This window comes from Polaromonas sp., from assembly GCF_035638815.1.
Lineage (GTDB): Bacteria > Pseudomonadota > Gammaproteobacteria > Burkholderiales > Burkholderiaceae_C > Polaromonas.
In genome coordinates this window covers 231,111-255,731 of record NZ_DASQZG010000019.1, presented here as the reverse complement: position 1 = coordinate 255,731, position 24,621 = coordinate 231,111, and the positions used below count along the sequence as shown (strand labels likewise).

The following is a 24,621-nucleotide window of genomic DNA, read 5'->3' as shown; positions in this document are numbered from 1 at the left end:
CATGAGAACACGCTGAGATGTCGGGAAAGGTTCTGCTGGCCACGGACGGCCCCATCGCGCGGGTGACGCTGTCCCATCCAGGCAAGCTCAATGCCATGTCACGCGCGATGTGGCGTGCTTTGCGTGACGTGTTTGCGAGTTTGCAAGGGCGCGCCGACGTGAGGTGTGTGGTGGTCACAGGGGAGGGTGGCGCCTTTTGTGCGGGTGGCGACATTTCCGAGTACCCGGATTTCCGGTTTGATGAGAAAACACTGCGCGACTTTCACGAAAACGAGGTCTGGGCCGGCCTGCAGTCGATGCTGGACTGCGACATCCCTGTCATCGCGCAGATCGAGGGCAATTGCATGGGTGCCGGAGTAGAGGTTGCTTGTTGTGCGGACTTTCGTTTCGCCAGCGCTAGCGCAAAGTTTGGCGCGCCGATTGCCAAATTGGGTTTTCCCATGGCGCCGCGCGAGGCTGCTTTGGTCTGCCGCGTAGCCGGCGAGCTCACTGCACGCGAGATGCTTCTGGCCGCCACAGTGCTCGACCCGGCTACCATGCTGCAGCGCGGCTTTCTCAACCGAGTCGTGGAGGACGCAGCATTACATGCGCTGGTGGTGGAAACCGCTGCACGCATTGTGCAATTGGCTCCCCAGGCCGCGAGAATGAATAAACAGTCCTTCAGGGCTTTTGCCCAGGAAGGACGGGCGGTGGCAGCTATCAATTCAATAGCGAAGCCTTACGCCTATGCGTCCTCAGCCGAGCACCGCGAAGGTGTGATGGCCTTTGTTGAAAAGCGGGCACCGCATTTTGCCCGGTGATTAACTGTTCGCAACTCCGTACCAGATGAAAAACAACAATCTTTTTGCCGCCTTGCGCGCCGCCTTTCCAGACAATCTTGACGAGATTGCTGTCGAGACCGACAACGGTCTCTTTTATTCCTGGCGCGATCTGGAGCGCGCAACCGCGATGCTCGCCAACTTGCTGAAGTCCCTGCAGCTGCCAGCCGGCTCCCGCGTAGCGGTGCAGGTCGACAAATCGGTAGAGGCCATGTTGTTGTACCTGGCTACCTTGCGGGCGGGGTATGTTTTTTTGCCGCTCAATACCGCTTACCAAAGCGGGGAGATGGCTTACTTCATCGCCAATGCAGAACCTGCCGTGGTGGTCTGCAGCCGCAAAAACTTTGGCTGGGTGAGCAAAATCGCGTTTGGCGCGGGTATCTGGAATGTGTTTACGCTGGACGACGACCGCACCGGCTCGCTGCTGGACCGCGCCGCGCAATGCAGTGACCAGCACGAAATAGTTCACCGCCAGTCGGATGACCTGGCAGCTATTCTCTACACCAGCGGCACCACCGGTCGCAGCAAGGGGGCCATGCTGTCGCATGGCAACATGCTCAGCAATGCCCAGGTGCTCAAAGACTATTGGGGCTGGCGTGCGGGGGATGTGTTGATTCACGCGCTACCCATTTTTCACGTGCACGGCCTGTTTGTGGCGCTGCACGGCGCCTTGATCAACGGCAGCAAAATGATCTGGCTGGGCAAATTTGACCCGCAGCTGGTATTGCAGAAGCTTCCCGAGGCTACTGTCTTCATGGGGGTACCCACCCTGTACGTTCGTTTGCTGGCTGAGCCCGGCCTCAACCGCGAGGCCTGCAGCAACATGCGACTGTTCGTGGCCGGCTCGGCGCCGCTGCTGCTCGAGACCTTCAATGCCTGGCAGGAGCGCACGGGCCACACCATCCTCGAGCGTTACGGCATGTCTGAGACTGCCATGCTGACCTCCAATCCATATGAAGGTGAGCGCCGCGGCGGTACTGTCGGCTTCGCTTTGCCCGGCGTGTCTGTGCGGATTCACGGCGATGCAGGCAGGGCGCTGTCCGCTGGGGAAATCGGTGGCATTGAGGTCAAGGGGCCGAATGTGTTCCAGGGCTACTGGCGCATGCCGGAGAAGACCAAAGAAGAGTTCAGCGCTGACGGTTTCTTCAAGACAGGTGACGTAGGCAAGATCGACGACCGGGGTTATATCTCCATTGTCGGCCGCAGCAAAGACCTCATCATCAGCGGCGGCTACAACGTCTACCCGGCGGAAATAGAGGCCTGCGTCAACGACATGCAGGGCGTGGCTGAAAGCGCCCTGGTGGGCGTGCCTCATCCGGACTTTGGTGAAGTGGGTGTCGCCGTTGTTGTAGCCCGTCCGGGTAGCGTGGTGAATCCGGATCAGATCCTGGCCGTGCTGAAGTCGCAACTGGCAAACTTCAAGATTCCCAAAAAGTGTTTTGTTGTTGAAGAGCTGCCGCGCAACACCATGGGCAAGGTTCAGAAGAACCTGCTGCGCGAGCAATACGGGGCTTTGTTCGTGTGAAGGCTGGTGTGCTATCGTTTGGATAGCAGACTATGGCCGATATTAAAGGGCCAAAGTGCTATTTACCTCAGAACCAGCACCGGAATATGAGAATGCGTGAGGACGTGCGTCGTTTCGCTTCCCAACAACAGGCGCTTGATTCCCCGGCGGCCGTGAGAGGCCATGACGATCAGGTCGCACTTGTGCTTTTTTGCGGCTGCGATGATGGACTCGGCAATCAGGTCTGAGGACATGGTCACCGCCCTGGTCTTGATGCCTTTGGCCTCCGCGGTCAGTTTTACAGCCTCAACCACAGCCATGGCGCTTTCGGACCACTGCTTTTCGATCCTTGCCACGTCGCTCGACGGTACCGACAGACCACCTTCGAAATAGCTGACGGGATAGCGCGCAACAACACTTAGCGCGACGATTTGCGCGCCGGTCAGTTCGGCCAGCTTGATGCCGCTGTTCACGGCCTTGCGGGAGAGGGTTGATCCGTCCGTGGCGATGAGGATGCGCTGATACATGGCAGGTCCTTTGGGGAAGATGGTTTTGACCTTAGTCCTCTTGATGGACGGGCGCGTTGATCCATGTCAAGGCGGGGCACATCCCGTGCCGTTAGCCTAGGGCGATGCAAGCCGCCGTCCTTTCACCTCAGCTCGCGGGATTGCGCTCGCACCTCCCGGAAGGCGACGCCCTTGCGCGGTTTTCTCTGCTGGACGATGTCTCGGAGTGGAGTCTGTTCAGTCGACCGCTTCCGGAACCGCACGACCAGGCTGCCGCCTCTTCATTGTGGGAATCCCAGGTGGCGGTCCGCGGCATGCATTGCGCAGCGTGCTCCCTCCAGCTGGAGCATGCGCTACTGGCCACCCCCGGCGTTGTCTCGGTCCAGGTCAGCGCCGCCAGCCAGCGTGCCAGCGTCGTCTGGTCTGCAGCCCAAACAAAACCTTCCGTGTGGTTAACCGCTCCGCTGGCGGTGGGTTACCGTCTGCTGCCCGCTTCCGACGCGTTTGCCCCTGACCCGGAGCGCAAAGAGAGTCGCCTTGCCCTGTGGCGCTGGCTGGTCGCCGGGTTTTGCATGATGCAGGTCATGATGTATGCGTTTCCGGCTTACATCGCAGGGCCGGACGACATCACGCCAGACATCCAGAACCTGCTTCGCTGGGCCTCCTGGATGCTCAGCCTGCCGGTCATTCTTTTTTCATGCCGACCGTTTTTCTCCAATGCTCTGCGCGACCTGAGGCGGCGCAGCATCAGCATGGATCTGCCCGTGGCGCTGGGCATAACCATCACCTTTGCCATCAGTTCGGCCGCAACCTTTGATCCGCGGGGCTGGTGGGGGCAGGAGGTCTATTTTGATTCGCTGACCATGTTTGTTTTCTTTTTGCTGAGCGGCCGCTGGCTGGAGCAGCGCTTGCGGGATCGTACGGCTGGCTCATTGGAGAGCCTGATGCAGCGATTGCCGGACAGCGTGGAGCGGCAGGGAGCAAACGGCACTTTCGAGCGCATTGCGGTTCGCAGGCTGGCCGCTGGAGATCTGATTCGTGTCTTGCCCGGCGAAGCCTTCCCTGCCGATGGCAGCATTGTTTCTGGCGAAACTTCAGTGGATGAAGCCCTGCTGACCGGAGAGTCGCGTCCCCTGGTTCGGCTTGCAGGAGAGGCGGTTATCGCGGGCAGCTACAACCTCTCTGCGGCAGTTCAGGTCCGCGTCGAGCAGATCGGGCCGTCCACCCGCTATGCGCAAATCGTGGCGTTGATGCAGCGCGCCTCGGTCGACAAACCACGGCTGGCCTTGCTTGCGGATCGGGTCGCCAAGCCCTTTTTGTGGTTTGTCTTGCTGGCGGCCGCAATGGCCGCAGCCGTCTGGTGGAGTACGGATCCCGCCAGGGCCCTGATGGCGGCGGTGGCGGTTCTGGTGGTGACTTGTCCCTGTGCCTTGTCTCTGGCCACTCCCGTTGCCATGCTCAGCTCGGCGGGGTTTCTGGCGCGCAGAGGCGTGCTGGTGCGTCGCCTCCAGGCATTGGAATCGCTGGCCGCCATTGATACGGTCATCTTCGACAAGACCGGCACATTGACCACTGCCCAGGTGAGTCTCAGGGATGTGAGCACACGCGAGGGTATTGCCGCGGATCAGGCGCTGCAACTGGCGGCAGCGATGGCGCGCCACTCGCGTCACCCCGTGTCCCGCGCGCTTGTGGCAGCAGCGGAAGGTGCCCCGGCCGGATCCGGGCCTGCTTTTGACGCCCAGACCTTGATCGATGTGCAGGAGTTTCCGGGCCAGGGGTTGCAAGCCAGTTTGACTGCTTCACCGATGTCCCTCACCCTGGGCCGTGTCCGGCTGGGGTCCGCCCGATTCTGCGACGCCGGGGACAGCTTGCACGACACCCTGCAGGTATTCCTTGCAGACGAGAGCGGTTGGCTCGCACGTTTTGATCTTGAAGAAGCGACTCGTTCGGATGCTGCAGAAATTGTTGCCGCCTTGCAGGCAGCTGGCGCAGACGTGCAAATCCTGTCTGGGGACAGGGCTGCCGTTGCCAGACAGATTGCTGAACAGTTGGGAATAAAGTCAGCCCTAGGCGATTGCACGCCTCAGGCCAAGCTGGACCACTTGCATGCCCTGCAGCGCAAGGGACGAAAGGTGCTGATGGTTGGGGATGGCCTCAACGATGGCCCCGTGCTGGCCAGTGCGCACGTATCGGTGGCTGTGGGTGGGGCGCTGCCGCTGGCTCAGGCGCAATCGGATTTTGTTTTGCCCGGCGAGCAATTGCTGATGCTTCCGGTCATGCTGGCTCACGCCCGCCGCACGATGCAGGTGGTACGCCAGAACCTCTGCTGGGCCGCGCTCTACAACGCTGCGTGTGTGCCGCTTGCGCTGGCGGGCTGGTTGCCTGCATGGCTGGCCGGTCTGGGCATGGCGCTGAGCTCGCTGCTGGTTATCGCCAATGCTTCCCGCCTGGCGCATGTGAAGGGGCGTACTTAGTGGACATCCTGTTTCTCCTGGTTCCCCTGTCCGTCATTCTGGCGTTGGCGGTGTTGGGTCTGCTCGGCTGGGCTGTCTGGGCCGGGCAGTTCGAGAACGTGGAGAGCGAAGGCGTGCGAATCCTTTCAGATGGCGACCCCTCAACCCGTTCGAAACCGGATTCTGGGCGGCAAGCTTGATCCATATCAATACGCAAACCGGCCTCCGGGTGGAAACTGGCAGTCACCCTAGACAACACAGGATATTTCAATGAGTGCGGTACTTCCCATTGCGACTGCGCACCCCACGAGAAGCTGGGCTGCTTCTCATGCAACGGTTTATAACGACAAGGTGGTGCGCCAGTTCGCCATCGCGGCTGTCGTTTGGGGCGTTGTGAGCATGCTGGTGGGCGTTTTCATCGCCGCACAAATGGCATGGCCCGAGCTGAACTTCGGGATATCCTGGTTGTCCTTTGGACGCCTGCGCCCACTGCATACCAATGCGGCCATCTTTGCCTTCGGCGGCTGCGCCCTGTTTGCCACCAGTTATTACGTGGTTCAGCGTACCTGCCAGGTGAGGGTGATCTCGGACAAACTCGCCGCCTTTCACTTCTGGGGTTGGCAAGCGGTCATCGTTGCGGCCGCAGTTTCCTTGCCCATGGGTTTCACCCGCGGCAAAGAGTATGCAGAGCTGGAGTGGCCTATTGCGATTCTCATTGCCGTGACATGGGTCGCTTACGCGATTGTGTTCTTCGGCACGATAGGCATTCGCAAGGTCCGCCATATTTATGTGGCCAACTGGTTCTACGGCTCCTTCATCATCGCGGTGGCGTTGCTGCACATCGTGAATGCGGCTGTGGTCCCTGCAGGCTGGATGAAGTCTTATTCAGCCTATGCGGGTGTCCAGGACGCCATGGTCCAGTGGTGGTACGGCCACAATGCTGTCGGCTTCTTTCTGACCGCCGGTTTCCTGGGCATCGTGTACTACTTCATTCCAAAGCAGGCGGGGCGCCCGGTGTATTCGTACCGCTTGTCCATCGTTCATTTCTGGGCGTTGATCTTTACCTACATGTGGGCTGGCCCACACCACCTGCACTACACAGCCTTGCCAGACTGGACGCAATCGCTGGGCATGGTTTTTTCCCTGATCCTCCTGGCGCCGAGCTGGGGCGGCATGATCAACGGCGTGATGACCTTGTCTGGCGCATGGCACAAGCTGCGGGACGATCCCATCATCCGCTTCATGATCGTGGCGCTGTCTTTCTATGGAATAGCCACTTTTGAGGGGCCGATGATGTCCATCAAAACGGTCAACGCGCTGTCGCACTACACCGACTGGAACGTCGCCCATGTGCACGGTGGCACCCTGGGCTGGGTAGGTTTCATTTCGATGGGCGCGCTGTATTACCTGGTTCCACGCATGTTTGGACGGGAAAAAATGCACAGCATCAAGGCGATTGAAGTTCATTTCTGGATCGCCACGATCGGCATCGTGCTGTACATCGCCGCCATGTGGATTGCCGGTGTGATGCAGGGCCTGATGTGGCGCGCTATCAACGCTGATGGCAGCCTCACCTATACCTTTGTCGAAAGCGTCAAGGCTACCCTCCCGTTTTATGTCGTTCGCTTTTTCGGTGGCGTTCTGTACCTCACCGGCATGTGTTTGATGGCCTGGAATGTCGCCATGACGGCGCTGGCCGGAAAGCCGCACAACGCAACCATCCCCACTGCCATGGCTCACGCCTGAAAGAAATCAGCCATGTCTTTCTCTCATGAAAAAGTTGAAACCAACAACTGGTTGCTCATCGTCCTGATCCTGGCCGTCATCGCTGTTGGCGGTCTGGTCGAGATTGTTCCCCTGTTCTTTCAGAAGTCCACAACGCAGCCTGTGAAGGGGCTTGTGCCGGACTCGCCATTGAGAATTGTGGGCCGCGATATCTATGTGCGCGAAGGTTGCTACAACTGCCACTCCCAGATGATCCGGCCGCTGGTTGCCGAAACCCTGCGCTACGGGCATTACTCGGTTGCCGGTGAGTATGTTTACGACCACCCCTTTCAGTGGGGCAGCAAGCGCACCGGGCCGGACTTGCACCGTGTGGGTGGCAAGTACAGCGACGAATGGCAGCGCCTGCATTTGATCGCTCCGCGCGATCTCGTACCCGAATCCATCATGCCCGCCTATCCCTGGCTGGAAAAGACGCCTGCCGACGCTGAATCAATTCAGCGCCACATGCGGGCTCTCAGGGCAGTCGGTGTGCCTTATACCGATGCGCAGATCGCTGCCGCGCCTGCCGAGCTCAAGGGCAAGACTGAGCTGGACGCCATGGTGGCGTATTTGCAGGGCTTGGGCCTTGCGCTGAAATAGGGGAATTCGCGTGGATATCAATCTGCTTCGTACCGTTGTCACCGTTGCCGCTTTCGCGGTGTTTATCGGCATTCTTGTCTGGGCCTGCATGCCCTCCAGGAAAGCCCGGTTCGACGATGCCGCGCAACTGCCCTTCAGGTCTGAATAGGAAGACGTGTCATGAGTGATTTCACAAACGGCTTCTGGTCCTGGTATGTTGCTGCCATCAGTCTGGTGTCCATTCTGGCCTGCGGCTGGTTGCTGTGGGTAGCCGGCAAGGCCAGGGTGACTGTGCAGCCTGGCAAGGTAGACGACAACACCACCGGCCATGTCTGGGATGAGGACTTGCGGGAGTACAACAACCCCTTGCCACTTTGGTGGATGTGGCTGTTTGTCCTGACCATTGTTTTTTCCTTGGCTTATCTGGTGATTTTTCCGGGTCTGGGGAGTTTTTCTGGATGGCTGAAATGGTCTACCCAGGGCGAACACAAACAGGATGTCACCAGCATGCGGGCCGACGTTGCTCCGCTTTATGCCGGGTTTGCGGCCCAGCCTGCTGAAGCGCTTGCCAAAGACCCGCGCGCGCTGGCAATCGGAGAGCGCCTGTTCATGAACAATTGTTCCCAGTGCCATGGTTCTGACGGGCGTGGGAGCAAGTCCTATCCCAACCTCACCAATGGCAACTCGGCGTGGCTGGGCGAACGCGGTGCCGCGCATATTGTTCAAACCATGACACAGGGCAGGACTGGCGTGATGCCGGCCATGGGCGCCGCCATTGGCGGGGACGCAGAAATCAGTCAACTGGCCCACTATGTTCTGTCGCTGTCCGCCAGTCCGCACAACGAGATCAAGGCTTTCAGCGGCAAGAAATTGTATTCGGCCTGCGCGGCCTGCCATGGGGTGGACGGCAAGGGCAACAAGGCGATGGGCGCGCCCAACCTGACGGATGACTACTGGTTGCACGGCTGGGGCGAGGCTGCCATTGCAAACATTGTTAAAAACGGCAAGAGCAACGTGATGCCAGCTCAGTCTGCGAACTTGACGCCCGAACAGATCCACGTGGTGTCAGCGTATGTGCTGAGTCTTTCCCGTAGCGGATTCGCCGATACCACCAAGGCCGTGGCCACTGCGCCACCGGCCAAGGCGCCCTGAAAACTGGCGTGACTATTCCTGCAGACGATCGTAGCTCCGCACGCCGGGTCATCCCGATTGCGGCGATGGAAGGGCGTCCTGGCGGCCCTGTCGGCCCCGTCGGCCAGGACGATTCATCGACCATCGCGTCGCTGTACCGATCCGAGCAAAAAATTTATGCCCGTGGGGTCTCGGGGTGGTTTAACCGTTGGCGATGGGCCCTGGTTTGGGCTACACAGCTGGTGTTTTACGGTCTGCCCTGGTTGTCCATGAATGACCGGCAGGCGATGCTGTTCGATCTGGTCGCTCGGCGGTTTTACATTTTCAATCTGGTGCTGTATCCGCAAGACCTGATTTACCTCACCGGCCTGCTCATTGTCAGTGCCTTGTCACTCTTCCTGTTCACCGCGGTGGCGGGTCGGCTTTGGTGTGGTTACGCCTGCCCGCAGACGGTCTATACCGAAATCTTCATGTGGGTGGAGCGCAAGATTGAAGGCGACCGAATCGCCCGTATGCGACTGGACAAGGCGCCAATGGGAGGCAACAAGCTTCTGCGCAAAGGTCTCAAGCACGCGGTCTGGATCGCCATTGGGCTGTGGACCGGCTTTACCTTTGTGGGTTACTTCACCCCGATCAAGGAGTTGGCGGGCGCGGTGAGCACCTTATCCCTTGGACCGTGGGAGTCCTTTTGGGTGCTGTTTTACGGATTTGCGACTTATGGCAACGCGGGTTGGATGCGTGAGCAGGTGTGCAAGTACATGTGCCCCTATGCGCGCTTTCAGAGCGCCATGTTTGACCGTGACACGCTCATCGTGACCTACGATGAAGCGCGTGGCGAGGGTCGTGGCTCACGCCCACGAAGTGATACGCCGGCACAGTACAAGGCCAAGGGCTTGGGCGACTGCATTGACTGCGGCCTTTGCGTGCAGGTTTGCCCGACCGGAATCGACATTCGCAATGGTCTGCAATATGAATGCATCAGTTGTTCCGCATGTATTGATGTGTGTGATGGCGTGATGGACAAAATGCACTATCCACGTGGCCTGATTCGCAACAGCACACAAAACGGCATCACGAAAAAGCTGTCTCGCGCGCAAATGTTTCGTCGCGTGTTGCGCCCACGGGTCCTGATCTATTCGGGCGTGCTTGCGGTGGTGAGTCTGGGTTTACTGTGGAGCCTCTTTTCACGCCACTCTTTCCGTGTGGATGTCGTGCGCGACCGTGGGTCAATGGCGCGCGTCGTTGGTCAGGGACAGATCGAAAACGTCTACCGCCTCCAGATCATGAATGCCACAGAGCACGGCCAGCAGTACCTGATCCAGGTGACGGGTCTGGACGGCGCGCGCGTGGTCACTGAAGGGGTGGTGATGGTGGATGCTGCGGAATCGCGTTGGGTTCCGGTTCGCGTGCAACTGCCGCCCGACGCTGCATCACCTGGCTCGCATCCCATTGACTTTTCAATCACCACGCAAGGTCTCGTGCGCGATGAGGTGATCGAGAGATCAGTGTTTCTCGTCCCCCGTTAGCAAGTTCATGAAGGAGTCGGCACATGCATTCCCTACAAGAGATTGAAGTCCCGCATCCTGGGGCGCGCCCCTGGTGGAAAGAGCCCTATGTGTGGATGGTGATTTCGGGGCCGTTGTCAGCCGTTCTGGCCTGTGCCGTGACGGCTGTCTTTATATTCCGGGGACCCGACGCCGTGGTACCAGAAGACAATTACCAGGCCGGCGTTGAAATCCGCAGGGAGCTCGAGGCGGCTCCGCCTCCGTTGCAGCCTGCCCAAATGGGGCGAAACCACAGCGCGACGGGAGGCAGGACCTATGAAAAGCCCTGAACCCAATTCAGTGCCAAGGACCAAACTCTGGGTGCTGATTGGCTGGCCGGCTTTTCTGGCGGCGTGCCTGTTGCAGGGGCTGGTATTTGCAGTCGTTGATCCCGCTGAGGTTCATTGGCCGGGCCAACAGTCGCAGCCGACGCGTCAGGCTGTTTACACGGTGGCGTTTTTCTTGTTCTGGTTGATCGCCATGGCTTGCAGCAGCCTCGTCTTGTGGCTGGCCAGAGGCGGGGAAAAGGTCAATGACAAACTTGCAGGTTGACCATGCGCTTGAGCGCGTCCGCATCCAGAATGTGAATGTTGCGCTGCTGAACCTGCACGATACCGTCGTCAGCAAACCTGGAAAAAGTGCGGCTCACGGTTTCAAGTTTCATACCCAGATAGCTGCCGATTTCTTCACGCGTCATCCGCAGCACCAGATCAGATTTTGAGAATCCGCGCGCCTGCAGGCGCTGCACCAGGTTGAGCAGAAAGGCCGCCAGTCGCTCTTCGGCACGCATGCTGCCCAGCAGGAGCATGACACCGTGCTCCCGCACAATTTCCCGGCTCATGATCTTGTGAACGTGATGCTGCAATGCCTTCACCTCACGCGAAATTTCTTCAATGCGGTCATAGGGCATGACGCAAACTTCCGCGTCCTCAAGTGCCACGGCATCACAGGTGTGCTGGTCGTTCACGATGCCGTCCAGGCCGATGATCTCCCCAGCCATCTGAAAACCCGTGACCTGATCGCGCCCGTCTTCGGTGGTGACCAGAGTTTTGAAGAAACCGGTGCGGATGGCGTACAAGGATGTGAACTTTTCACCGTTGTGAAACAAGGTCGCGCCTCGTTTGACCGGTCGGCGCGTGGCGACCAGAGCATCAAGGCGGCTCAGTTCCTCAGCGTCAAGGCCGACGGGCATGCACAACTCGCGCAGGTTGCAGGTGGAGCAGGCGGTCTTGATGGATTCTTTAAGCATTGGGACCATTGGTTGCAGAGTCATTCCTATGTCGGGTCTTCGCGTTCCGGATGGCGCTGGCGCATGTTGCTGCGCAGGTACCGGCAGGGCCCGTCCACCAAGTGTGATTGAGTCGCATCGGTTGGGTATTGATCCAGGTCAAGGTTCATCGCATGTTTTGACCCCATAGTGGTGGCAATCCCCAAGGTAGTTCCCATGAGTGTTGTTTCACCTGATTTGCTAAGACAGTTTGACCTGTCAGGGCCGCGATATACCTCTTATCCGACGGCGGACCGTTTTGTTGACGCTTTTGGCGCAGATGAATATGTTCAGGCGCTGAAACAGCGCCGGGCCGGCGTGGCGTCCATGGCGACGCCGCTTTCGCTGTATGTGCACATCCCGTTTTGTGAGTCTCTTTGTTACTACTGTGCTTGTAACAAGATCATTACCAAACACCATGATCGTGCCCAGCCCTATCTGCGCTACCTAGAGCTGGAAGTCGATTTGCATACTGCGCACCTCGGCAAGGGTCAGGTCGTCAGTCAACTGCACCTGGGCGGCGGCACACCCACATTTCTGAGCGACGATGAGTTGCGTAGCCTCATGGCCATGCTGCGCCGGAGCTTCACGTTGGCGCCCGGCGGCGAGTACTCGATTGAGGTGGATCCACGCACTGTCACCCCAGCACGCCTGGCCGTGCTTGCGGAACTGGGATTTAACCGTTTAAGTTTTGGCGTGCAGGATTTTGACCCTGCTGTGCAAAAGGCAGTGCATCGTGTGCAAGCGACGGAGCAGGTGTTTTCGTTGGTCGAAGCAGCACGCCAGCTGGATTTCGAATCCATTAATGTCGACCTGATCTACGGTTTGCCCAGGCAAACACCGGAGTCCTTCGAGCGAACTTTGGCGCAGGTGACCCACTTGCGCCCCGATAGGGTGGCGCTGTATGCCTATGCGCATCTGCCTGAGCGGTTCAAGCCGCAGCGCCGGATCGTGTCTGCCGATCTTCCCACGGCCTCGGACCGGACAGCCATGCTGGCCCAATCGCTGGTGGCGTTTGAAAAAGCCGACTATGTGTACGTGGGCATGGATCATTTCGCCTTGCCAGACGACGCGCTGGCGATCGCCAAGCGGCAGGGCCGCCTGCACCGCAATTTCCAGGGGTACAGCACGCAGCCTGACTGCGATTTGATCGCTCTGGGTGTTTCGGCCATTGGCAGGGTGGGGCCCAGTTACAGCCAGAACGCCAAGACGCTGGAAGATTATTACGATCACCTGGATCAGGGAAGGCTTCCGGTGATTCGGGGCATGGCCCTGACGCGTGATGACCTGGTCAGGCGCACCGTGATCATGGCCCTGATGTGCCAGGGGCAGTTGCAATTTGAGTCGGTGGAGCTGGCCTACCTGATCGATTTTTCTTCCTACTTTGCGGCCGAATTGCAAGCGCTTGAAGTGTTGGCCGGGCAGGGCCTCGTCGCGGTGAGTGATTCCGGTATTGAGGTGACTGAGCAGGGATGGTTTTTTGTCAGAGCGGTGGCCATGGTGTTTGACCGTTACCTTCAGGCTGACCGCAACCGCGCCCGTTTTTCGAAGATCATCTGATGCAGACAACGCTGGCCGTCACCGCCTTGCTGATGGGGCTTGTCGGCGGTCCGCATTGCCTTGCCATGTGCGGCGCGGCTTGTGCTGGCATCGGTCGCTCGGCCAGCGCGGGTCAGGGTACGCGTGCGCTGTGGATATTTCAGTTCGGCCGTCTGGCTGGTTATTCCGCACTCGGCGGGCTGGCTGCCGCCTCCATGCAAGGGCTGGGATGGCTCAGCATCCAGTCAGCGGCGCTTCGACCGGTATGGACCCTTTTTCATGTGGCAGCAGCGCTGATGGGCTTGATGCTGCTGTGGCAGGCCCGCCAACCGGCGTGGCTCGAAACCACGGGCCAGCAGGTGTGGCGCAAGGTGCGGTCTGTCACCCGTGGATCCAGCAGCGGGGCGCCGCTTCTCTTGGGATTCTTGTGGGCCTTGCTGCCCTGCGGTTTGCTTTATTCGGCTCTTCTGGTGGCGGCGTTGACGAGCCATGCCGCGGAGGGCGCTGCAGTCATGGCGCTGTTTGCTGCCGGCAGCAGCGTGTCGCTGATGGCCGGGCCGTGGCTCTGGCTGCGGCTTCGAAAGCCCGGTTCCGGGCAGTGGGCCATACGCCTGGCGGGCCTGGCCTTGTTCCTGGTGTCGGTGGCCGGGCTCAGGATGGGCCTAGTGCACAACACAGCCCCTTGGTGCTTACCGGACTAAACCCGCCTGGCCCTTGAGCGCAAGGGTTTGACAGTGGGCTTGAAACCGGCTGGAAATAGAACATACAATTCGCCAGCCCCAAACCTGCGCCGGTGGCCTGCACGGCGCTCCCCACTTCCTAATTTTGAGGACATCATGAAAAAGCACTTGTGGTCTTTTGCATTTTCCGCCATTGCCCTGGTAGCCTGCGGCAAAAAGGAAGAAGCTCCCGTCGTGGTCGTAGCGCCCGCTCCGGTCGCCAGCGCCCCGGCTCCAGCTGAAAAGCAGGAGGAAAAGGTCCTTAACGTCTACAACTGGCCTGATTACGTGGCCAAGGACATGGTGGCGAACTTTGAAAAGGAAACCGGCATCAAGGTCAACTACCAGACCTTTGAGAACAATGAAGCGCTGCACGCCAAGCTGGTGGCTGGCAATACGGGTTACGACATCGTGGTCCCCGGCGCCGTTTTCGCCAAACCGCAGATTGATGGCGGACTGCTGATGACGCTGGACAAGTCCAAAGTCGGCAACTACAGCAACCTGGACCCGGCCATCATGGAAAAGCTGGGCACGATTGATCCGGGCAATGCTCATCTGGTGCCTTGGGCCTGGAGCTTCACCACAGTTGGCATCAACAAAGCCAAGGTGACCAAGGCTCTGGGCGGCACACCCCTGCCGGACAACGCCTGGGAACTGGTGTTCAACCCGGTCTACACGTCCAAGCTCAAGTCCTGCGGTATTGCCTATCTTGATTCACCGACCGAGGTGTTGCCGCCGGCCATGCATTACCTGGGCAAAAACGCGTACTCCAACGATCCAGCAGATCACAAGGCGGCAGGCGAGATGCTGGCCAAGGTTCGTCCTCACGTGCGGATGTTCTCCAGCACCATGATTGATGACCTGGCTGGCGGCAAGGCCTGCGTTGCGCTGGCCTGGGCCGGCGACATCAACATCGCACGGGCCAGGGCGATTGAAAACAAGAGCGGCAACGATGTGGAGGCTCTGCTGCCAAGCACCGGCGGTTTGATTTTCTTTGACACGATGGCCATTCCCAAAGATGCCAAGCACCCCAACAATGCGTTGGCGTTCATTAATTACGCTTTGCGTCCTGATGTATCCGCGGCCCTGACAAACGAGCTTGGTTATGCCACTGCCAACAAAGCCAGTCTGGCCAGTGTCAAGCCGGAGATCGCCCAGGACAAAGCCGTCTTCCCGGACGCTGACAACCTCAAGAAAATGATTTCCCCAGCTAGCTTCAGCAATGAAGCTCGGGAATCCATGAGCAACACATTCACAGCGTTCAAAAAGGGCAAGTAACCGCCAGCCCCGTCAAGAGCCTCAGGCCACCTCGATGAAGGCCTGTCATGCAATGCGTGACCCGGTTTTTCATCAGGTGGCGAGGCTGCAGGAACCGTTTACATGAACCCACCTGAATTGTCCGGCGACGGCTTTCTGCGCACTGACCATCTAGTCAAACGGTTTGACGGCGTCGCCGCTGTCGATGATGTGTCGCTGTCCATAGCCAAAGGCGAGATTTTTGCGCTCCTCGGCAGTTCGGGTTGCGGCAAGTCCACCTTGCTGCGCATGCTGGCCGGATTTGAGAAGCCCACCGCGGGCGCTGTTTATCTTGACGGTGTCGACATCGCATCTTTTCCGCCTTACGAACGGCCCATCAACATGATGTTCCAGTCGTACGCGCTGTTTCCGCATCTGAACATCTGGGACAACATAGCGTTTGGCCTCAAGCGCGAGGGAATGCCCAAGGCGCAGATTGAAGAGCGCGTGCAGGAAATGCTCAAGCTTGTGCAGTTGGAAAGTTTTTCCAAACGGAAGCCGCACCAGCTCTCGGGCGGGCAACAGCAGCGCGTGGCGTTGGCTCGCAGTTTGGCCAAGAAACCCCAGCTCCTGCTGCTGGACGAGCCCTTGGGAGCACTGGACAAAAAACTCCGCGAGCGAACACAGTTTGAGCTGGTCAATATTCTTGAGTCGGTAGGTGTCACTTGCGTCATGGTGACGCACGACCAGGAAGAAGCAATGGCCATGGCCACCCGAATCGCGGTCATGAGTCAGGGCCGCGTGCTGCAAGTGGGTACGCCCCAGGAAATTTACGAGCATCCCAACTGCCGATTTGTGGCCGACTTCATTGGCAACGTCAACTTGATGGAAGGCGAACTCACCCTTGACGAGGTGGACCGCTGCGAGGTGACAACGCAACACGGCGTCGTCAACGTCGGTCACGGGATCAGCGGTGCTTTGGGCATGGCTGCTGCCATTGCGGTGCGGCCCGAGAAAATCCATATCGCCAAAACCCGGCCCGACGTTAGCGTCAACCTGTTTCACGGCCACGTCCGGGAAATCGCCTATTTTGGAAGCTACAACAGCTTTGTGGTGGAAATGCCTGACGGGCGGATCATGAAGGTCACCGAAACCAACGCAACGCGGCATGACAGCCGTGACATCACCTGGAACGATCCTGTCTTTATTTGGTGGGACGACGCGGCGCCCGTGGTCCTGACGCAGTAATACGGTACATCGGTATACGGCGGCAATGAAACCCTCAACCTGGCTCCAGCTCAAACCGGGCCGCCGCTTTGTCATCGGCGTGCCGTATATCTGGTTGCTGGTGTTTTTTGTTTTGCCATTTCTGATCCTGCTGCGTATCAGCGTGACGGACATGGGCAATGGCGTCGATCCCTTTGCCCCACTGATTGATACCGTGTCCGGTTCGTGGCGCGTCATGCTGCGCTACGACAACTATGCCTCCATCTTCATGGACGACACGCCGGGCGCTGCGGCCGGCATCGGCAACACGATATATATGGAAGCCTACGGGCTGTCGGTCAAGTACGCCTTGCTGACCACGCTGTCATGCCTGTTGATTGGCTACCCGTTCGCGTACTTCATGGCGCGGGCGCGGCCGGAGATCCGTCCGGTGTTGTTGATGCTGGTCATGCTGCCGTTCTGGACATCATTTCTGCTGCGCGTTTATGCGTGGAAGGGCATCCTGGCCGACCAGGGCGTGCTGAACAACCTGTTGTTGTGGCTGGGCATCATCCAGGAGCCCATGGTCATGCTTTACACCGATGTGTCCATGCTGGTGGGCATGACCTATGTGTATTGCCCCTTCATGATCCTGCCGCTGTATGCAACGCTGGTGAAGATGGACTTTCGCCTGCTGGAAGCAGCCTACGATTTGGGGGCAAGCTCATGGAAGGCTTTTTGGCTGATCACCGTGCCGCTCAGCAAGTCCGGCATCATTGCCGGCTCCATGCTGGTGTTCATTCCTGCAGTGGGTGAGTTTGTGATTCCTTCGTTGCTTGGCGGCGCCGAGAACATCATGATTGGCCGGGTGGTGTGGGATGAAATGTTCAGCAGCAACAACTGGCCGCGCGCGTCTGCGCTGGCAGTGGTCATGATTATGCTGATTCTCGTGCCTCTGGCTTTGTATTACCGCTCCAGCAGCAACCGGAGCGATCGGGGGGCGGGCTGATATGGACGCTTTGATGAAAAGCCTGACGCGGTTTTCTGAAAGGTATATCGGCCGGCTCTGGATGGGATTGGTGTATCTATTTCTCTACATCCCGCTCTTCTTTCTGATCGTGTTTTCGTTTAACAGCACGCGGCAGGATGGGGTGTTCACAGGCTTTTCGCTGCGTTGGTACGAGGCGCTGTTGTCGGATTCCCGTCTGGTGGAAGGTTTCTTTCTTTCGCTCAAGGTGGCGTTATTCACCGGCACCTTGTCCGTGGTGCTTGGCTGTTTTGCGGCCTTTGTGCTGGTGCGCTACCTGCGCTTTACCGGGCGCACGATGTTTTACGGCCTGGTGAACGCGCCGCTGGTCATGCCGGAAGTTGTCATCGGTCTGGCCTTGCTACTGCTGATGGTTGCGGTGCAGCGAACCCTCGGTTGGCCAGACCGTGGCTTCATCACCATCGTGTTGGGCCATACACTGCTCGGCATGGCCTATGCCACGGTGGTGATTCAGTCGCGCTTAAGCGAAATGGATAGATCCCTTGAGGAGGCGGCCATGGACCTGGGTTGCCGGCCCATGCAGGTGTTCTTTCTTGTGACCTTGCCCAACATCGCCCCAGCGCTTGTGTCGGCATGGCTGTTGACCTTTACCCTGTCCTTCGACGATGTCGTGATTTCAGAGTTTTTGTCCGGTCCCGGCGTGACCACCCTGCCGCAGGTGATTTTTAGCTACGCGCGCCGCGGGGTGAACCCATCCATCTATGCCGCGGCAACGATTTTGATTGCTGTGGTGTCGCTGGGCATCATCGCTTACAGCATCTGGTTGATGCGTCAGCAAAAACGGCTTGGTCGTGCCGTCACTGCGTAGCGCCCAGTGACTTTCCTTGAGGAAAGGTAGCCAGCACCACGCCGGTCAGGGCTACGCCGAAAGCGCCGATTTCCATGGCGTTCATGGTCTCACCCAAAAACACGACGCCCACAGCGGCCGCGGAGACCGGCAACAGTACGGTGAAAACGCCCGCCTGACTGGCAGGAACAGCTTTGAGTCCGGTCATCCACAGCCACACCGTCCACACGCTGGCTGCCAGCGAATAAAACAGCAGCAAAAGCCAGGCGGAGGAGGGCACCGGCGCAAAGTCGAAATTCCAGGCGGCCCACAGACCCAGTGGGGTTACCAGCGCCAATCCCCAAAGGTTAATGAGCGCAGTGATGCGCTTGGGGCCAAGGACGCCCGTGAGCTTCTTGCCGATGACGGCATAAGCTGCTTCGCACATCACCGCCGCCAGGAGCAGTAAATTGCCCATCCACTGCTTGTTTGATGACAAATCAGTGCTTTGCCCCTTATCCAAGGAAATACTTTGCTCATATTTTGATAGCGACACGAGGGCAATGCCGACGACGGCGCAGGCCACAGATCCCCAGACGCGCAGAGTGACCCGCTCGCGCAGGAGCAACCAGCTCATGATTGCGACCGCAGCCGGAATGGAGGCCATGATCACACCGGCTGCCACGGCGCTGGTCATGCTGACGCCATACAACATGCAGATCGAAAAAAGGAAGTTGCCGAGAAAAGACTCCAGAAACACGAGTTGTCGTGTTTGCCGTGTCATGGGCGCTTCGTCGGCAGGCTTCTTGAGCCAGTGCAGCATGGCGGCTCCGCCAATGCCAAAACGCAGCCACGCAAGCAGGAAGACGGGGAAAACGGCCACAAGCGGCTTGGACAGCGCAACATAACTTCCAACCAAAGACATGCTGAGCGCAAGGCAGGCACAGGCCGCGATCCGGTTCATTAAGATGTGTTCTTTCTGGAATTACAGGGCTTGCGTCGCAGGAGTACCCCTCAACGCAATGCCCGAAATCATGCCTCAATTCAATGCTTGAACCATCATCTGCCGCCATCCGCCTCGTCTTTGTTTACGGCACTTTGCGACGCGGCGATGTACGAGACATCAACCGGCTGCATCCCTCGCCACGGTTTGTTGCCATGGGGAAAATAGCCGGGACGCTGTACGACCTTGGCCCTTATCCGGGCATTGTGCTGGGCGGTGCGGGCAGGGTTGTCGGGGAAGTTTATGAGGTGAGTTTAGAGCTGGAGCGGGTCCTCGATGAGATTGAGGAAGTCTGGCCGCAACAAACGGGGGAGTATCAAAAACGCGAGGTGACGGTGCAGGGTGTTGAGTCCCGTGTTTCCGATAGCCAGGAACTGCACTGCTTCGTTTACGAAATCAGCACCAATCGCATTCAGGGCTGTCCCGTGATTGCCAGCGGGGACTGGATGTTTGAGCGCCAGCCGTTTCAATAGCACTCATGCTGTGCTGTGAATGTGCAGCGGATTCGACCCACTTTCGGACTATTCCAAGCACAGGTCGGTTTTTTCACCATCCGAAAACATTATTTCGCATTGCGGAAATTTCGAATGGTGCACTGCGGGATAATTTCTCAATATGAGAGATAAAATTCCGTATTATAAAAATTAGCCTAAACGTTGTTGATTTTATTGAGAATAATTTTTATCTTATATAAGACATAAGAGCTGTACAAAGTCTTGTAGAAGACTTAAAGTTGACCCCAGCGCAAAACTGCAGCGACATTGAAATAGCGCAGCAGGTTTGTCCCTCATTTTTCAACCTCCGGAGTGAACCATGCCCCAAACCCTCACAGAACAACTGAGCCGCGAACAGCAAATTGCCGCCCTCGAAAAAGACTGGGTCACCAACCCCCGCTGGAAAGGCATCAAGCGCGGCTACAGCGCCGCCGACGTGGTTCGCCTGCGTGGTTCCTTCCCCATTGAGCACACTCTGGCTCGCCGCGGTGCAGAAAAGCTCTGGGATCTGGTCAACAACGAGCCTTACGTCAACTGTCTCGGTGCATTGACAGGTGGTCAAGCCATGCAACAGGTTAAAGCCGGCGTGAAGGCTATTTACCTGTCGGGCTGGCAAGTCGCCGCTGACAACAACAGCTACTCGTCGATGTACCCTGACCAGTCGCTGTACCCTGTGGACTCCGTGCCGCAAGTGGTTGAGCGCATCAACAACACTTTCCGCCGCGCAGACGAAATCCAGCATGCCAAGGGCATTGATGCTGGCGACAAGGGTTATATCGACAACTTCGCGCCCATCGTGGCTGATGCTGAAGCAGGTTTTGGCGGCGTGCTTAATGCCTTCGAGTTGATGAAAGCCATGATCAAGTCCGGCGCTGCTGGCGTGCATTGGGAAGATCAGCTCGCTTCGGTCAAAAAATGTGGCCACATGGGCGGCAAGGTTCTGGTCCCCACGGTTGAAGCCAACCAGAAGCTGATTGCAGCGCGCATGGCTGCCGACGTTTGCGGCGTGCCTACTTTGGTGATTGCCCGTACCGACGCAGAAGCCGCCGACCTGCTGACCAGCGACTACGACGAGAACGACAAGCCTTTCCTGACGGGCGAGCGCACCTCAGAAGGTTTCTACAAGACCAAAAAGGGCATTGACCAGGCCATCAGCCGCGCCATTGCCTACGCACATTACGCTGACCTGGTGTGGTGTGAGACCGGTACGCCTGACCTGGCTTTTGCCAAGAAGTTTGCCGACGCAGTGCACAAGGTTCACCCAGGCAAGATGCTGGCGTACAACTGCTCGCCATCGTTCAACTGGAAGAAAAACCTGGACGACGCAACTATTGCGAAGTTCCAAAAAGAGCTGGGCGCCATGGGCTATAAGTACCAGTTCATCACCCTGGCTGGCATTCATTCCATGTGGTACAACATGTTCGACTTGGCTCAGGACTACGTCAAGCGCGGCATGTCGGCGTACGTCGAGAAAGTGCAAGAGCCTGAATTCGCAGCACGTGATCGTGGCTACACTTTTGTGTCGCACCAGCAGGAAGTTGGCACCGGCTACTTCGACGAAGTCACCACCACCATTCAGGGTGGCAAGTCCAGTGTGACTGCGCTGACAGGTTCGACCGAAGAAGAGCAATTCCACTGAATCACCCACTGATCAGGTGAAAGCGAACCGCCCCTGTGTGCGGTTCGTCCGGCCCGGCTAAAGCATCCAGCTTTTGCCGGGCCTTTTTTATGCAGCGACTTTCGCGTAAAGTAGATGTAATAAAACGCAACAGGAGCTCGCCTTGTCAGAAGCCACCACCGGATTCCAGCGCACACCCTGTCCTGATTGCAATGGCACGGGTGAATTGCGCATTGATAGCGAGAACATCAACGAGGATTTTGAGGTGGAAAAACAAACGGTGATCACCGAATGCCCACGCTGCCGCGGTCTTGCTTTCTTGCCGCCGGGCGCTCCCGACGCCCCTTGAGGCAAAGCTGCCGTAAAATGCGGGCATGCAATCAATCAAACTGGAAACAGGAAGGATAGTCCGGGTTATGACACCGCGAACTACGACCACGCCTCCGGTTTGGAGTCATTAAGGGCGCTAGCCGCATCCTTTGGTGACGCAGTGCTACTGAATAAATAGCAACTTCCAGATCCTTCTTCAGCAAAGCGCGGCCATACCGCGCTTTTTTCATTTTTACGGCCATCCTCCCATGATCAAAATTACGCTGCCAGATGCCTCGATACGTGAATTCCCTGAACCGGTGACAGTCGCCGAGGTGGCTGGCTCGATCGGCGCCGGTCTGGCCAAGGCCGCGCTTGCTGGCAAGGTCAACGGCAAGGTGGTGGATACGAGCTACCTCATCACCGCAGACAGTCAACTTGCCATCATTACAGCTAAAGATGCCGAAGGTCTGGACGTTATCCGCCATTCCGCAGCCCACCTCTTGGCATATGCAGTCAAGGAGTTGTTTCCGGATGCCCAGGTCACCATCGGCCCGGTGATCGAGAACGGCTTCTTCTATGACTTTTCGTACAAGCGGCCTTTCACGCCGGAGGATCTGACGGCCATCGAGAAGAAGATGGCCGAACTTGCAGCGAAGGACGAGCCAGTAACACGGCGCGTGTTGCCGCGTGATGAGGCTGTCGCGCATTTCAAGGAAATCGGTGAGCACTACAAGGCCGAGATCATTGCCAGTATTCCGGCCAACGAAGATGTGTCGCTGTACCGTGAGGGCAAATTCGAAGACCTGTGCCGCGGCCCGCACGTGCCGAGCACTGGCAAGCTGAAATTTTTCAAGCTCATGAAGCTGGCTGGCGCCTATTGGCGCGGCGACCACAACAACGAGATGCTGCAGCGCGTGTACGGCACGGCTTGGGCCACCAAGGATGAGTTGCAACAGTACTTGACGATGCTGGAAGAAGCCGAAAAGCGCGACCACCGCAAGCTGGGCCGCGAACTCGACCTGTTTCACATTGACGACCACGCACCCGGGCTGGTGTTCTGGCATCCCAAAGGGTGGACGGTGTGGCAGGGTGTTGAGCAGTACATGCGCAAGGTCTACCAGGACAATGGTTATATGGAGGTCAAAGGCCCGCAGGTGATCGACAAGACGTTGTGGGAAAAAACCGGTCACTGGGACAAGTACCGCGACAACATGTTCACGACCGAGTCCGAGAAGCGCGAATACGCGCTCAAGCCGATGAACTGCCCGGGTCACATCCTGATCTTCAAGCAGGGTATCAAGAGCTATCGTGACCTGCCGCTGCGCTACGGCGAGTTTGGCCAGTGCCACCGCAACGAGCCCTCGGGTGGTCTGCACGGCATCATGCGCGTGCGCGGCTTCACCCAGGACGATGGCCACATCTTCTGCACCGAAGAGCAAATCCTCAAGGAATGCGTCGATTACACGACCCTGCTGCAGAAGGTCTACACGGACTTTGGTTTCAATAACATCATCTACAAAGTGGCTACGCGGCCGGAGGCGCGCATCGGTTCCGACGAAAGCTGGGACAAGGCTGAACACGCGCTGATGGAAAGTCTGCGGGCATCGGGCTGCGAGTTCGAAATTTCACCAGGAGACGGCGCTTTTTACGGCCCGAAGATCGAATACACACTGAAAGACGCGATTGGCCGACAGTGGCAGTGCGGCACCATTCAGGTCGATTTTTCGATGCCGGAGCGGCTGGACGCCGAATATGTGGGCGAAGACGGTGCCCGCCATCGCCCCGTGATGTTGCACCGGGCCATCGTCGGCAGCCTGGAGCGCTTCATCGGTATCTTGATCGAGGAACACGCTGGCGCCTTGCCAACCTGGCTGGCCCCGGTGCAGGTTTCAGTGCTCAATATCACCGATGCGCAGGCCGATTACTGTCGCGAAATAGCTAAAACGCTGCAAAATCAAGGGCTTAGGGTCAATCTGGACCTGCGCAACGAGAAAATTACGTATAAAATACGCGAGCACTCCATGCAAAAGCTTCCTTACATCCTCGTCGTGGGCGACAAGGAGAAAGAAGCTGGCGCTGTTGCAGTGCGCGCCCGGGGTAACAAAGACCTTGGCGTCATGTCACTCGAAGCCTTTGCCCAAACGATCGCTTCTGACATTACCCAAAAAGCCTGATTTTTGACTGTTTGTTGATGATTTTGGCTATTCGTCCTTGCAGGACGGGCGCAAGCAGCTATAGCTTTTATAGCAAGTTTTAAAAGGATTAGAACCATCGCTACTGAATTTCGTGACCGCCGTCACCGCGAAGAACGCAAGCATCGCTTGAACCGTGAAATCATGGCCCCCGAAGTGCGACTGACCGGGCCGGACAATGAGCCGCTTGGCGTTGTCAGCACGATGGAAGCCTTGCGCCTTGCCGGTGAATACGACGTAGATCTGGTTGAAATTTCGCCCACGGCGGTGCCGCCTGTGTGCAGATTGATGGACTACGGCAAGTTCAAGTACGCCGAACAGAAAAAAGCGGCGGACGCGAAATCAAAGCAGAAGGTGATCGAGGTTAAGGAAATCAAGTTCCGGCCCGGCACCGATGATGGTGACTACAACATCAAATTGCGCAACATCAAGCGCTTTTTGGAAGAGGGCGACAAGTGCAAGATTACCTTGCGCTTTCGTGGTCGCGAGATCACGCACCAGGAACTGGGTTTGGCCCTGTTGGCGCGTATCCGTGATGAGTTGGCAGATCTGATTGTGGTCGAGCAGTTTCCAAAACTCGAAGGTCGGCAGATGGTCATGATGATCGCGCCGGGCAAGAAAAAGGTTGCTGCCAAGCCAGCACCGGTTGCTGCAGAAGCGGCACCGGCGGCGTCGACAAGCGCCTGAGGGCGGGAGTCGTAGAGACAAAGAGTTCTACCTGCGGGTTTGGTCACCGGTAGGTATTTCAGGGGAGTGTGTGAAGCATTTCCCGGGAGCAGTGAAAACTGTTTCCTAAAAGCGGCGGGGTAACACTCGCTGCAAGTGGCAGAGCTAAAAACTCGCCACTTACAAGTGGCAGAGCTAAGAACTCGCCACTTACAAGTGGCTCGGGGCCATCAAGTCTGCGGAAGGTTCGCAGCGC

Annotated in this window: 24 protein-coding genes and 1 pseudogene; 22 read left to right on the top strand and 3 right to left on the bottom strand. The window is 58.0% G+C overall.

From position 1 onward, the window contains the following. Positions 1 to 17: 17 nt before the first annotated feature. Both VE934_RS13930 and VE934_RS13925 read left to right on the top strand, forming a co-directional pair. Positions 18 to 800, top strand: coding sequence for an enoyl-CoA hydratase/isomerase family protein (locus VE934_RS13930; protein ID WP_324888485.1), 783 nt, complete (start codon positions 18 to 20; stop codon positions 798 to 800). Between the two features lie 25 nt (positions 801 to 825). Then, a complete protein-coding gene (locus VE934_RS13925; protein ID WP_324888483.1) occupies positions 826 to 2,343 on the top strand; it encodes a malonyl-CoA synthase in 1,518 nt (505 codons plus the stop codon). Between the two features lie 62 nt (positions 2,344 to 2,405). Here the strand turns inward: VE934_RS13925 and VE934_RS13920 are convergent, their stop codons facing one another. Then, positions 2,406 to 2,849 (bottom strand): universal stress protein, encoded by a 444-nt coding sequence (locus tag VE934_RS13920; protein WP_324888481.1) that lies wholly within the window; start codon positions 2,847 to 2,849, stop codon positions 2,406 to 2,408. Positions 2,850 to 2,953: 104 nt separating this feature from the next. Between VE934_RS13920 and VE934_RS13915 the strand changes: the two genes are divergently transcribed. The 9 genes and pseudogenes from VE934_RS13915 to VE934_RS13875 all read left to right on the top strand — a co-directional run bounded on the left by VE934_RS13915 (position 2,954) and on the right by VE934_RS13875 (position 10,851). Then, positions 2,954 to 5,302 carry a heavy metal translocating P-type ATPase gene (locus VE934_RS13915; RefSeq protein WP_324888479.1) on the top strand — a complete coding sequence of 783 codons (2,349 nt, stop codon included), beginning with the start codon at positions 2,954 to 2,956 and terminating at the stop codon, positions 5,300 to 5,302. Then, positions 5,302 to 5,436: pseudogene (ccoS, locus tag VE934_RS13910) on the top strand (cbb3-type cytochrome oxidase assembly protein CcoS); the annotation flags it as partial. The gene VE934_RS13915 and the pseudogene ccoS, both read left to right, overlap by 1 nt. 115 nt (positions 5,437 to 5,551) lie before the next feature. Beyond that, positions 5,552 to 7,027, top strand: a complete 1,476-nt coding sequence (gene ccoN, locus VE934_RS13905) for a cytochrome-c oxidase, cbb3-type subunit I (RefSeq protein WP_324888477.1) — start codon at positions 5,552 to 5,554, stop codon at positions 7,025 to 7,027. A gap of 12 nt (positions 7,028 to 7,039) precedes the next feature. After that, on the top strand, positions 7,040 to 7,645 hold the full coding sequence (ccoO, locus tag VE934_RS13900; RefSeq protein ID WP_324888475.1) for a cytochrome-c oxidase, cbb3-type subunit II: 606 nt from the start codon (positions 7,040 to 7,042) through the stop codon (positions 7,643 to 7,645). A gap of 10 nt (positions 7,646 to 7,655) precedes the next feature. Further along, complete coding sequence (locus VE934_RS13895; protein ID WP_324888473.1) at positions 7,656 to 7,793, top strand: cbb3-type cytochrome c oxidase subunit 3; 138 nt, start codon at positions 7,656 to 7,658, stop codon at positions 7,791 to 7,793. An 11-nt stretch (positions 7,794 to 7,804) separates the two neighbouring features. Then, on the top strand, positions 7,805 to 8,776 hold the full coding sequence (ccoP, locus tag VE934_RS13890) for a cytochrome-c oxidase, cbb3-type subunit III (RefSeq protein WP_324888471.1): 972 nt from the start codon (positions 7,805 to 7,807) through the stop codon (positions 8,774 to 8,776). A 65-nt stretch (positions 8,777 to 8,841) separates the two neighbouring features. Beyond that, positions 8,842 to 10,281, top strand: coding sequence for a cytochrome c oxidase accessory protein CcoG (ccoG, locus tag VE934_RS13885; protein WP_324888568.1), 1,440 nt, complete (start codon positions 8,842 to 8,844; stop codon positions 10,279 to 10,281). A gap of 23 nt (positions 10,282 to 10,304) precedes the next feature. Next, positions 10,305 to 10,589 carry a FixH family protein gene (locus VE934_RS13880; RefSeq protein WP_324888469.1) on the top strand — a complete coding sequence of 95 codons (285 nt, stop codon included), beginning with the start codon at positions 10,305 to 10,307 and terminating at the stop codon, positions 10,587 to 10,589. Next, positions 10,576 to 10,851, top strand: coding sequence for a hypothetical protein (locus tag VE934_RS13875; protein WP_324888467.1), 276 nt, complete (start codon positions 10,576 to 10,578; stop codon positions 10,849 to 10,851). Before VE934_RS13880 ends, VE934_RS13875 begins: the two co-directional genes overlap by 14 nt. On the opposite strand, the gene fnr is transcribed toward VE934_RS13875, so the two are convergent. Next, entirely contained in the window at positions 10,829 to 11,548 is a 720-nt protein-coding gene (fnr, locus tag VE934_RS13870; protein ID WP_324888465.1) for a fumarate/nitrate reduction transcriptional regulator Fnr, read from the bottom strand. The two genes, VE934_RS13875 and fnr, sit on opposite strands and share 23 nt — an antisense overlap. 195 nt (positions 11,549 to 11,743) lie before the next feature. Between fnr and hemN the strand changes: the two genes are divergently transcribed. The 6 genes from hemN to VE934_RS13840 all read left to right on the top strand — a co-directional run bounded on the left by hemN (position 11,744) and on the right by VE934_RS13840 (position 18,122). Further along, positions 11,744 to 13,126: an oxygen-independent coproporphyrinogen III oxidase gene (hemN, locus tag VE934_RS13865; protein WP_324888463.1), complete on the top strand. Its 1,383-nt coding sequence runs from the start codon at positions 11,744 to 11,746 to the stop codon at positions 13,124 to 13,126. Further along, on the top strand, positions 13,126 to 13,806 hold the full coding sequence (locus tag VE934_RS13860) for a sulfite exporter TauE/SafE family protein (protein ID WP_324888462.1): 681 nt from the start codon (positions 13,126 to 13,128) through the stop codon (positions 13,804 to 13,806). Before hemN ends, VE934_RS13860 begins: the two co-directional genes overlap by 1 nt. Before the next feature lie 135 nt (positions 13,807 to 13,941). After that, positions 13,942 to 15,102, top strand: a complete 1,161-nt coding sequence (locus tag VE934_RS13855) for an extracellular solute-binding protein (protein WP_324888460.1) — start codon at positions 13,942 to 13,944, stop codon at positions 15,100 to 15,102. Between the two features lie 102 nt (positions 15,103 to 15,204). Then, entirely contained in the window at positions 15,205 to 16,308 is a 1,104-nt protein-coding gene (locus VE934_RS13850) for an ABC transporter ATP-binding protein (RefSeq protein ID WP_324888458.1), read from the top strand. 25 nt (positions 16,309 to 16,333) lie between these two features. Continuing rightward, positions 16,334 to 17,275, top strand: a complete 942-nt coding sequence (locus VE934_RS13845; protein WP_324888456.1) for an ABC transporter permease — start codon at positions 16,334 to 16,336, stop codon at positions 17,273 to 17,275. Between the two features lie 13 nt (positions 17,276 to 17,288). After that, positions 17,289 to 18,122, top strand: a complete 834-nt coding sequence (locus VE934_RS13840; protein WP_324888566.1) for an ABC transporter permease — start codon at positions 17,289 to 17,291, stop codon at positions 18,120 to 18,122. Here VE934_RS13840 and VE934_RS13835 read toward each other — a convergent pair. Next, a complete protein-coding gene (locus VE934_RS13835; RefSeq protein WP_324888455.1) occupies positions 18,112 to 19,044 on the bottom strand; it encodes a DMT family transporter in 933 nt (310 codons plus the stop codon). The genes VE934_RS13840 and VE934_RS13835 overlap by 11 nt on opposite strands. An 83-nt stretch (positions 19,045 to 19,127) precedes the next feature. Between VE934_RS13835 and VE934_RS13830 the strand changes: the two genes are divergently transcribed. The 5 genes from VE934_RS13830 to infC all read left to right on the top strand — a co-directional run bounded on the left by VE934_RS13830 (position 19,128) and on the right by infC (position 24,386). Beyond that, entirely contained in the window at positions 19,128 to 19,556 is a 429-nt protein-coding gene (locus VE934_RS13830) for a gamma-glutamylcyclotransferase family protein (RefSeq protein ID WP_324888453.1), read from the top strand. A 340-nt stretch (positions 19,557 to 19,896) separates the two neighbouring features. Beyond that, positions 19,897 to 21,216, top strand: coding sequence for an isocitrate lyase (gene aceA, locus VE934_RS13825; RefSeq protein WP_324888451.1), 1,320 nt, complete (start codon positions 19,897 to 19,899; stop codon positions 21,214 to 21,216). 142 nt (positions 21,217 to 21,358) lie between these two features. Continuing rightward, complete coding sequence (locus tag VE934_RS13820) at positions 21,359 to 21,544, top strand: hypothetical protein (protein WP_324888449.1); 186 nt, start codon at positions 21,359 to 21,361, stop codon at positions 21,542 to 21,544. 229 nt (positions 21,545 to 21,773) lie between these two features. After that, a complete protein-coding gene (gene thrS, locus VE934_RS13815) occupies positions 21,774 to 23,681 on the top strand; it encodes a threonine--tRNA ligase (RefSeq protein ID WP_324888447.1) in 1,908 nt (635 codons plus the stop codon). Between the two features lie 87 nt (positions 23,682 to 23,768). Beyond that, complete coding sequence (infC, locus tag VE934_RS13810; RefSeq protein ID WP_324888565.1) at positions 23,769 to 24,386, top strand: translation initiation factor IF-3; 618 nt, start codon at positions 23,769 to 23,771, stop codon at positions 24,384 to 24,386. Positions 24,387 to 24,621 lie beyond the last annotated feature (235 nt).

Coding starts and splice junctions, on each gene's coding strand:
- VE934_RS13930 (WP_324888485.1), top strand. CDS start 18: ATGTCGGGAAAGGTTCTGCTGGCCACGGACGGCCCCATCGCGCGGGTG.
- VE934_RS13925 (WP_324888483.1), top strand. CDS start 826: ATGAAAAACAACAATCTTTTTGCCGCCTTGCGCGCCGCCTTTCCAGAC.
- VE934_RS13920 (WP_324888481.1), bottom strand. CDS start 2,849: ATGTATCAGCGCATCCTCATCGCCACGGACGGATCAACCCTCTCCCGC.
- VE934_RS13915 (WP_324888479.1), top strand. CDS start 2,954: ATGCAAGCCGCCGTCCTTTCACCTCAGCTCGCGGGATTGCGCTCGCAC.
- ccoN (WP_324888477.1), top strand. CDS start 5,552: ATGAGTGCGGTACTTCCCATTGCGACTGCGCACCCCACGAGAAGCTGG.
- ccoO (WP_324888475.1), top strand. CDS start 7,040: ATGTCTTTCTCTCATGAAAAAGTTGAAACCAACAACTGGTTGCTCATC.
- ccoP (WP_324888471.1), top strand. CDS start 7,805: ATGAGTGATTTCACAAACGGCTTCTGGTCCTGGTATGTTGCTGCCATC.
- ccoG (WP_324888568.1), top strand. CDS start 8,842: ATGGAAGGGCGTCCTGGCGGCCCTGTCGGCCCCGTCGGCCAGGACGAT.
- VE934_RS13880 (WP_324888469.1), top strand. CDS start 10,305: ATGCATTCCCTACAAGAGATTGAAGTCCCGCATCCTGGGGCGCGCCCC.
- VE934_RS13875 (WP_324888467.1), top strand. CDS start 10,576: ATGAAAAGCCCTGAACCCAATTCAGTGCCAAGGACCAAACTCTGGGTG.
- fnr (WP_324888465.1), bottom strand. CDS start 11,548: ATGCTTAAAGAATCCATCAAGACCGCCTGCTCCACCTGCAACCTGCGC.
- hemN (WP_324888463.1), top strand. CDS start 11,744: ATGAGTGTTGTTTCACCTGATTTGCTAAGACAGTTTGACCTGTCAGGG.
- VE934_RS13860 (WP_324888462.1), top strand. CDS start 13,126: ATGCAGACAACGCTGGCCGTCACCGCCTTGCTGATGGGGCTTGTCGGC.
- VE934_RS13855 (WP_324888460.1), top strand. CDS start 13,942: ATGAAAAAGCACTTGTGGTCTTTTGCATTTTCCGCCATTGCCCTGGTA.
- VE934_RS13850 (WP_324888458.1), top strand. CDS start 15,205: ATGAACCCACCTGAATTGTCCGGCGACGGCTTTCTGCGCACTGACCAT.
- VE934_RS13845 (WP_324888456.1), top strand. CDS start 16,334: ATGAAACCCTCAACCTGGCTCCAGCTCAAACCGGGCCGCCGCTTTGTC.
- VE934_RS13840 (WP_324888566.1), top strand. CDS start 17,289: ATGAAAAGCCTGACGCGGTTTTCTGAAAGGTATATCGGCCGGCTCTGG.
- VE934_RS13835 (WP_324888455.1), bottom strand. CDS start 19,044: ATGAACCGGATCGCGGCCTGTGCCTGCCTTGCGCTCAGCATGTCTTTG.
- VE934_RS13830 (WP_324888453.1), top strand. CDS start 19,128: ATGCTTGAACCATCATCTGCCGCCATCCGCCTCGTCTTTGTTTACGGC.
- aceA (WP_324888451.1), top strand. CDS start 19,897: ATGCCCCAAACCCTCACAGAACAACTGAGCCGCGAACAGCAAATTGCC.
- thrS (WP_324888447.1), top strand. CDS start 21,774: ATGATCAAAATTACGCTGCCAGATGCCTCGATACGTGAATTCCCTGAA.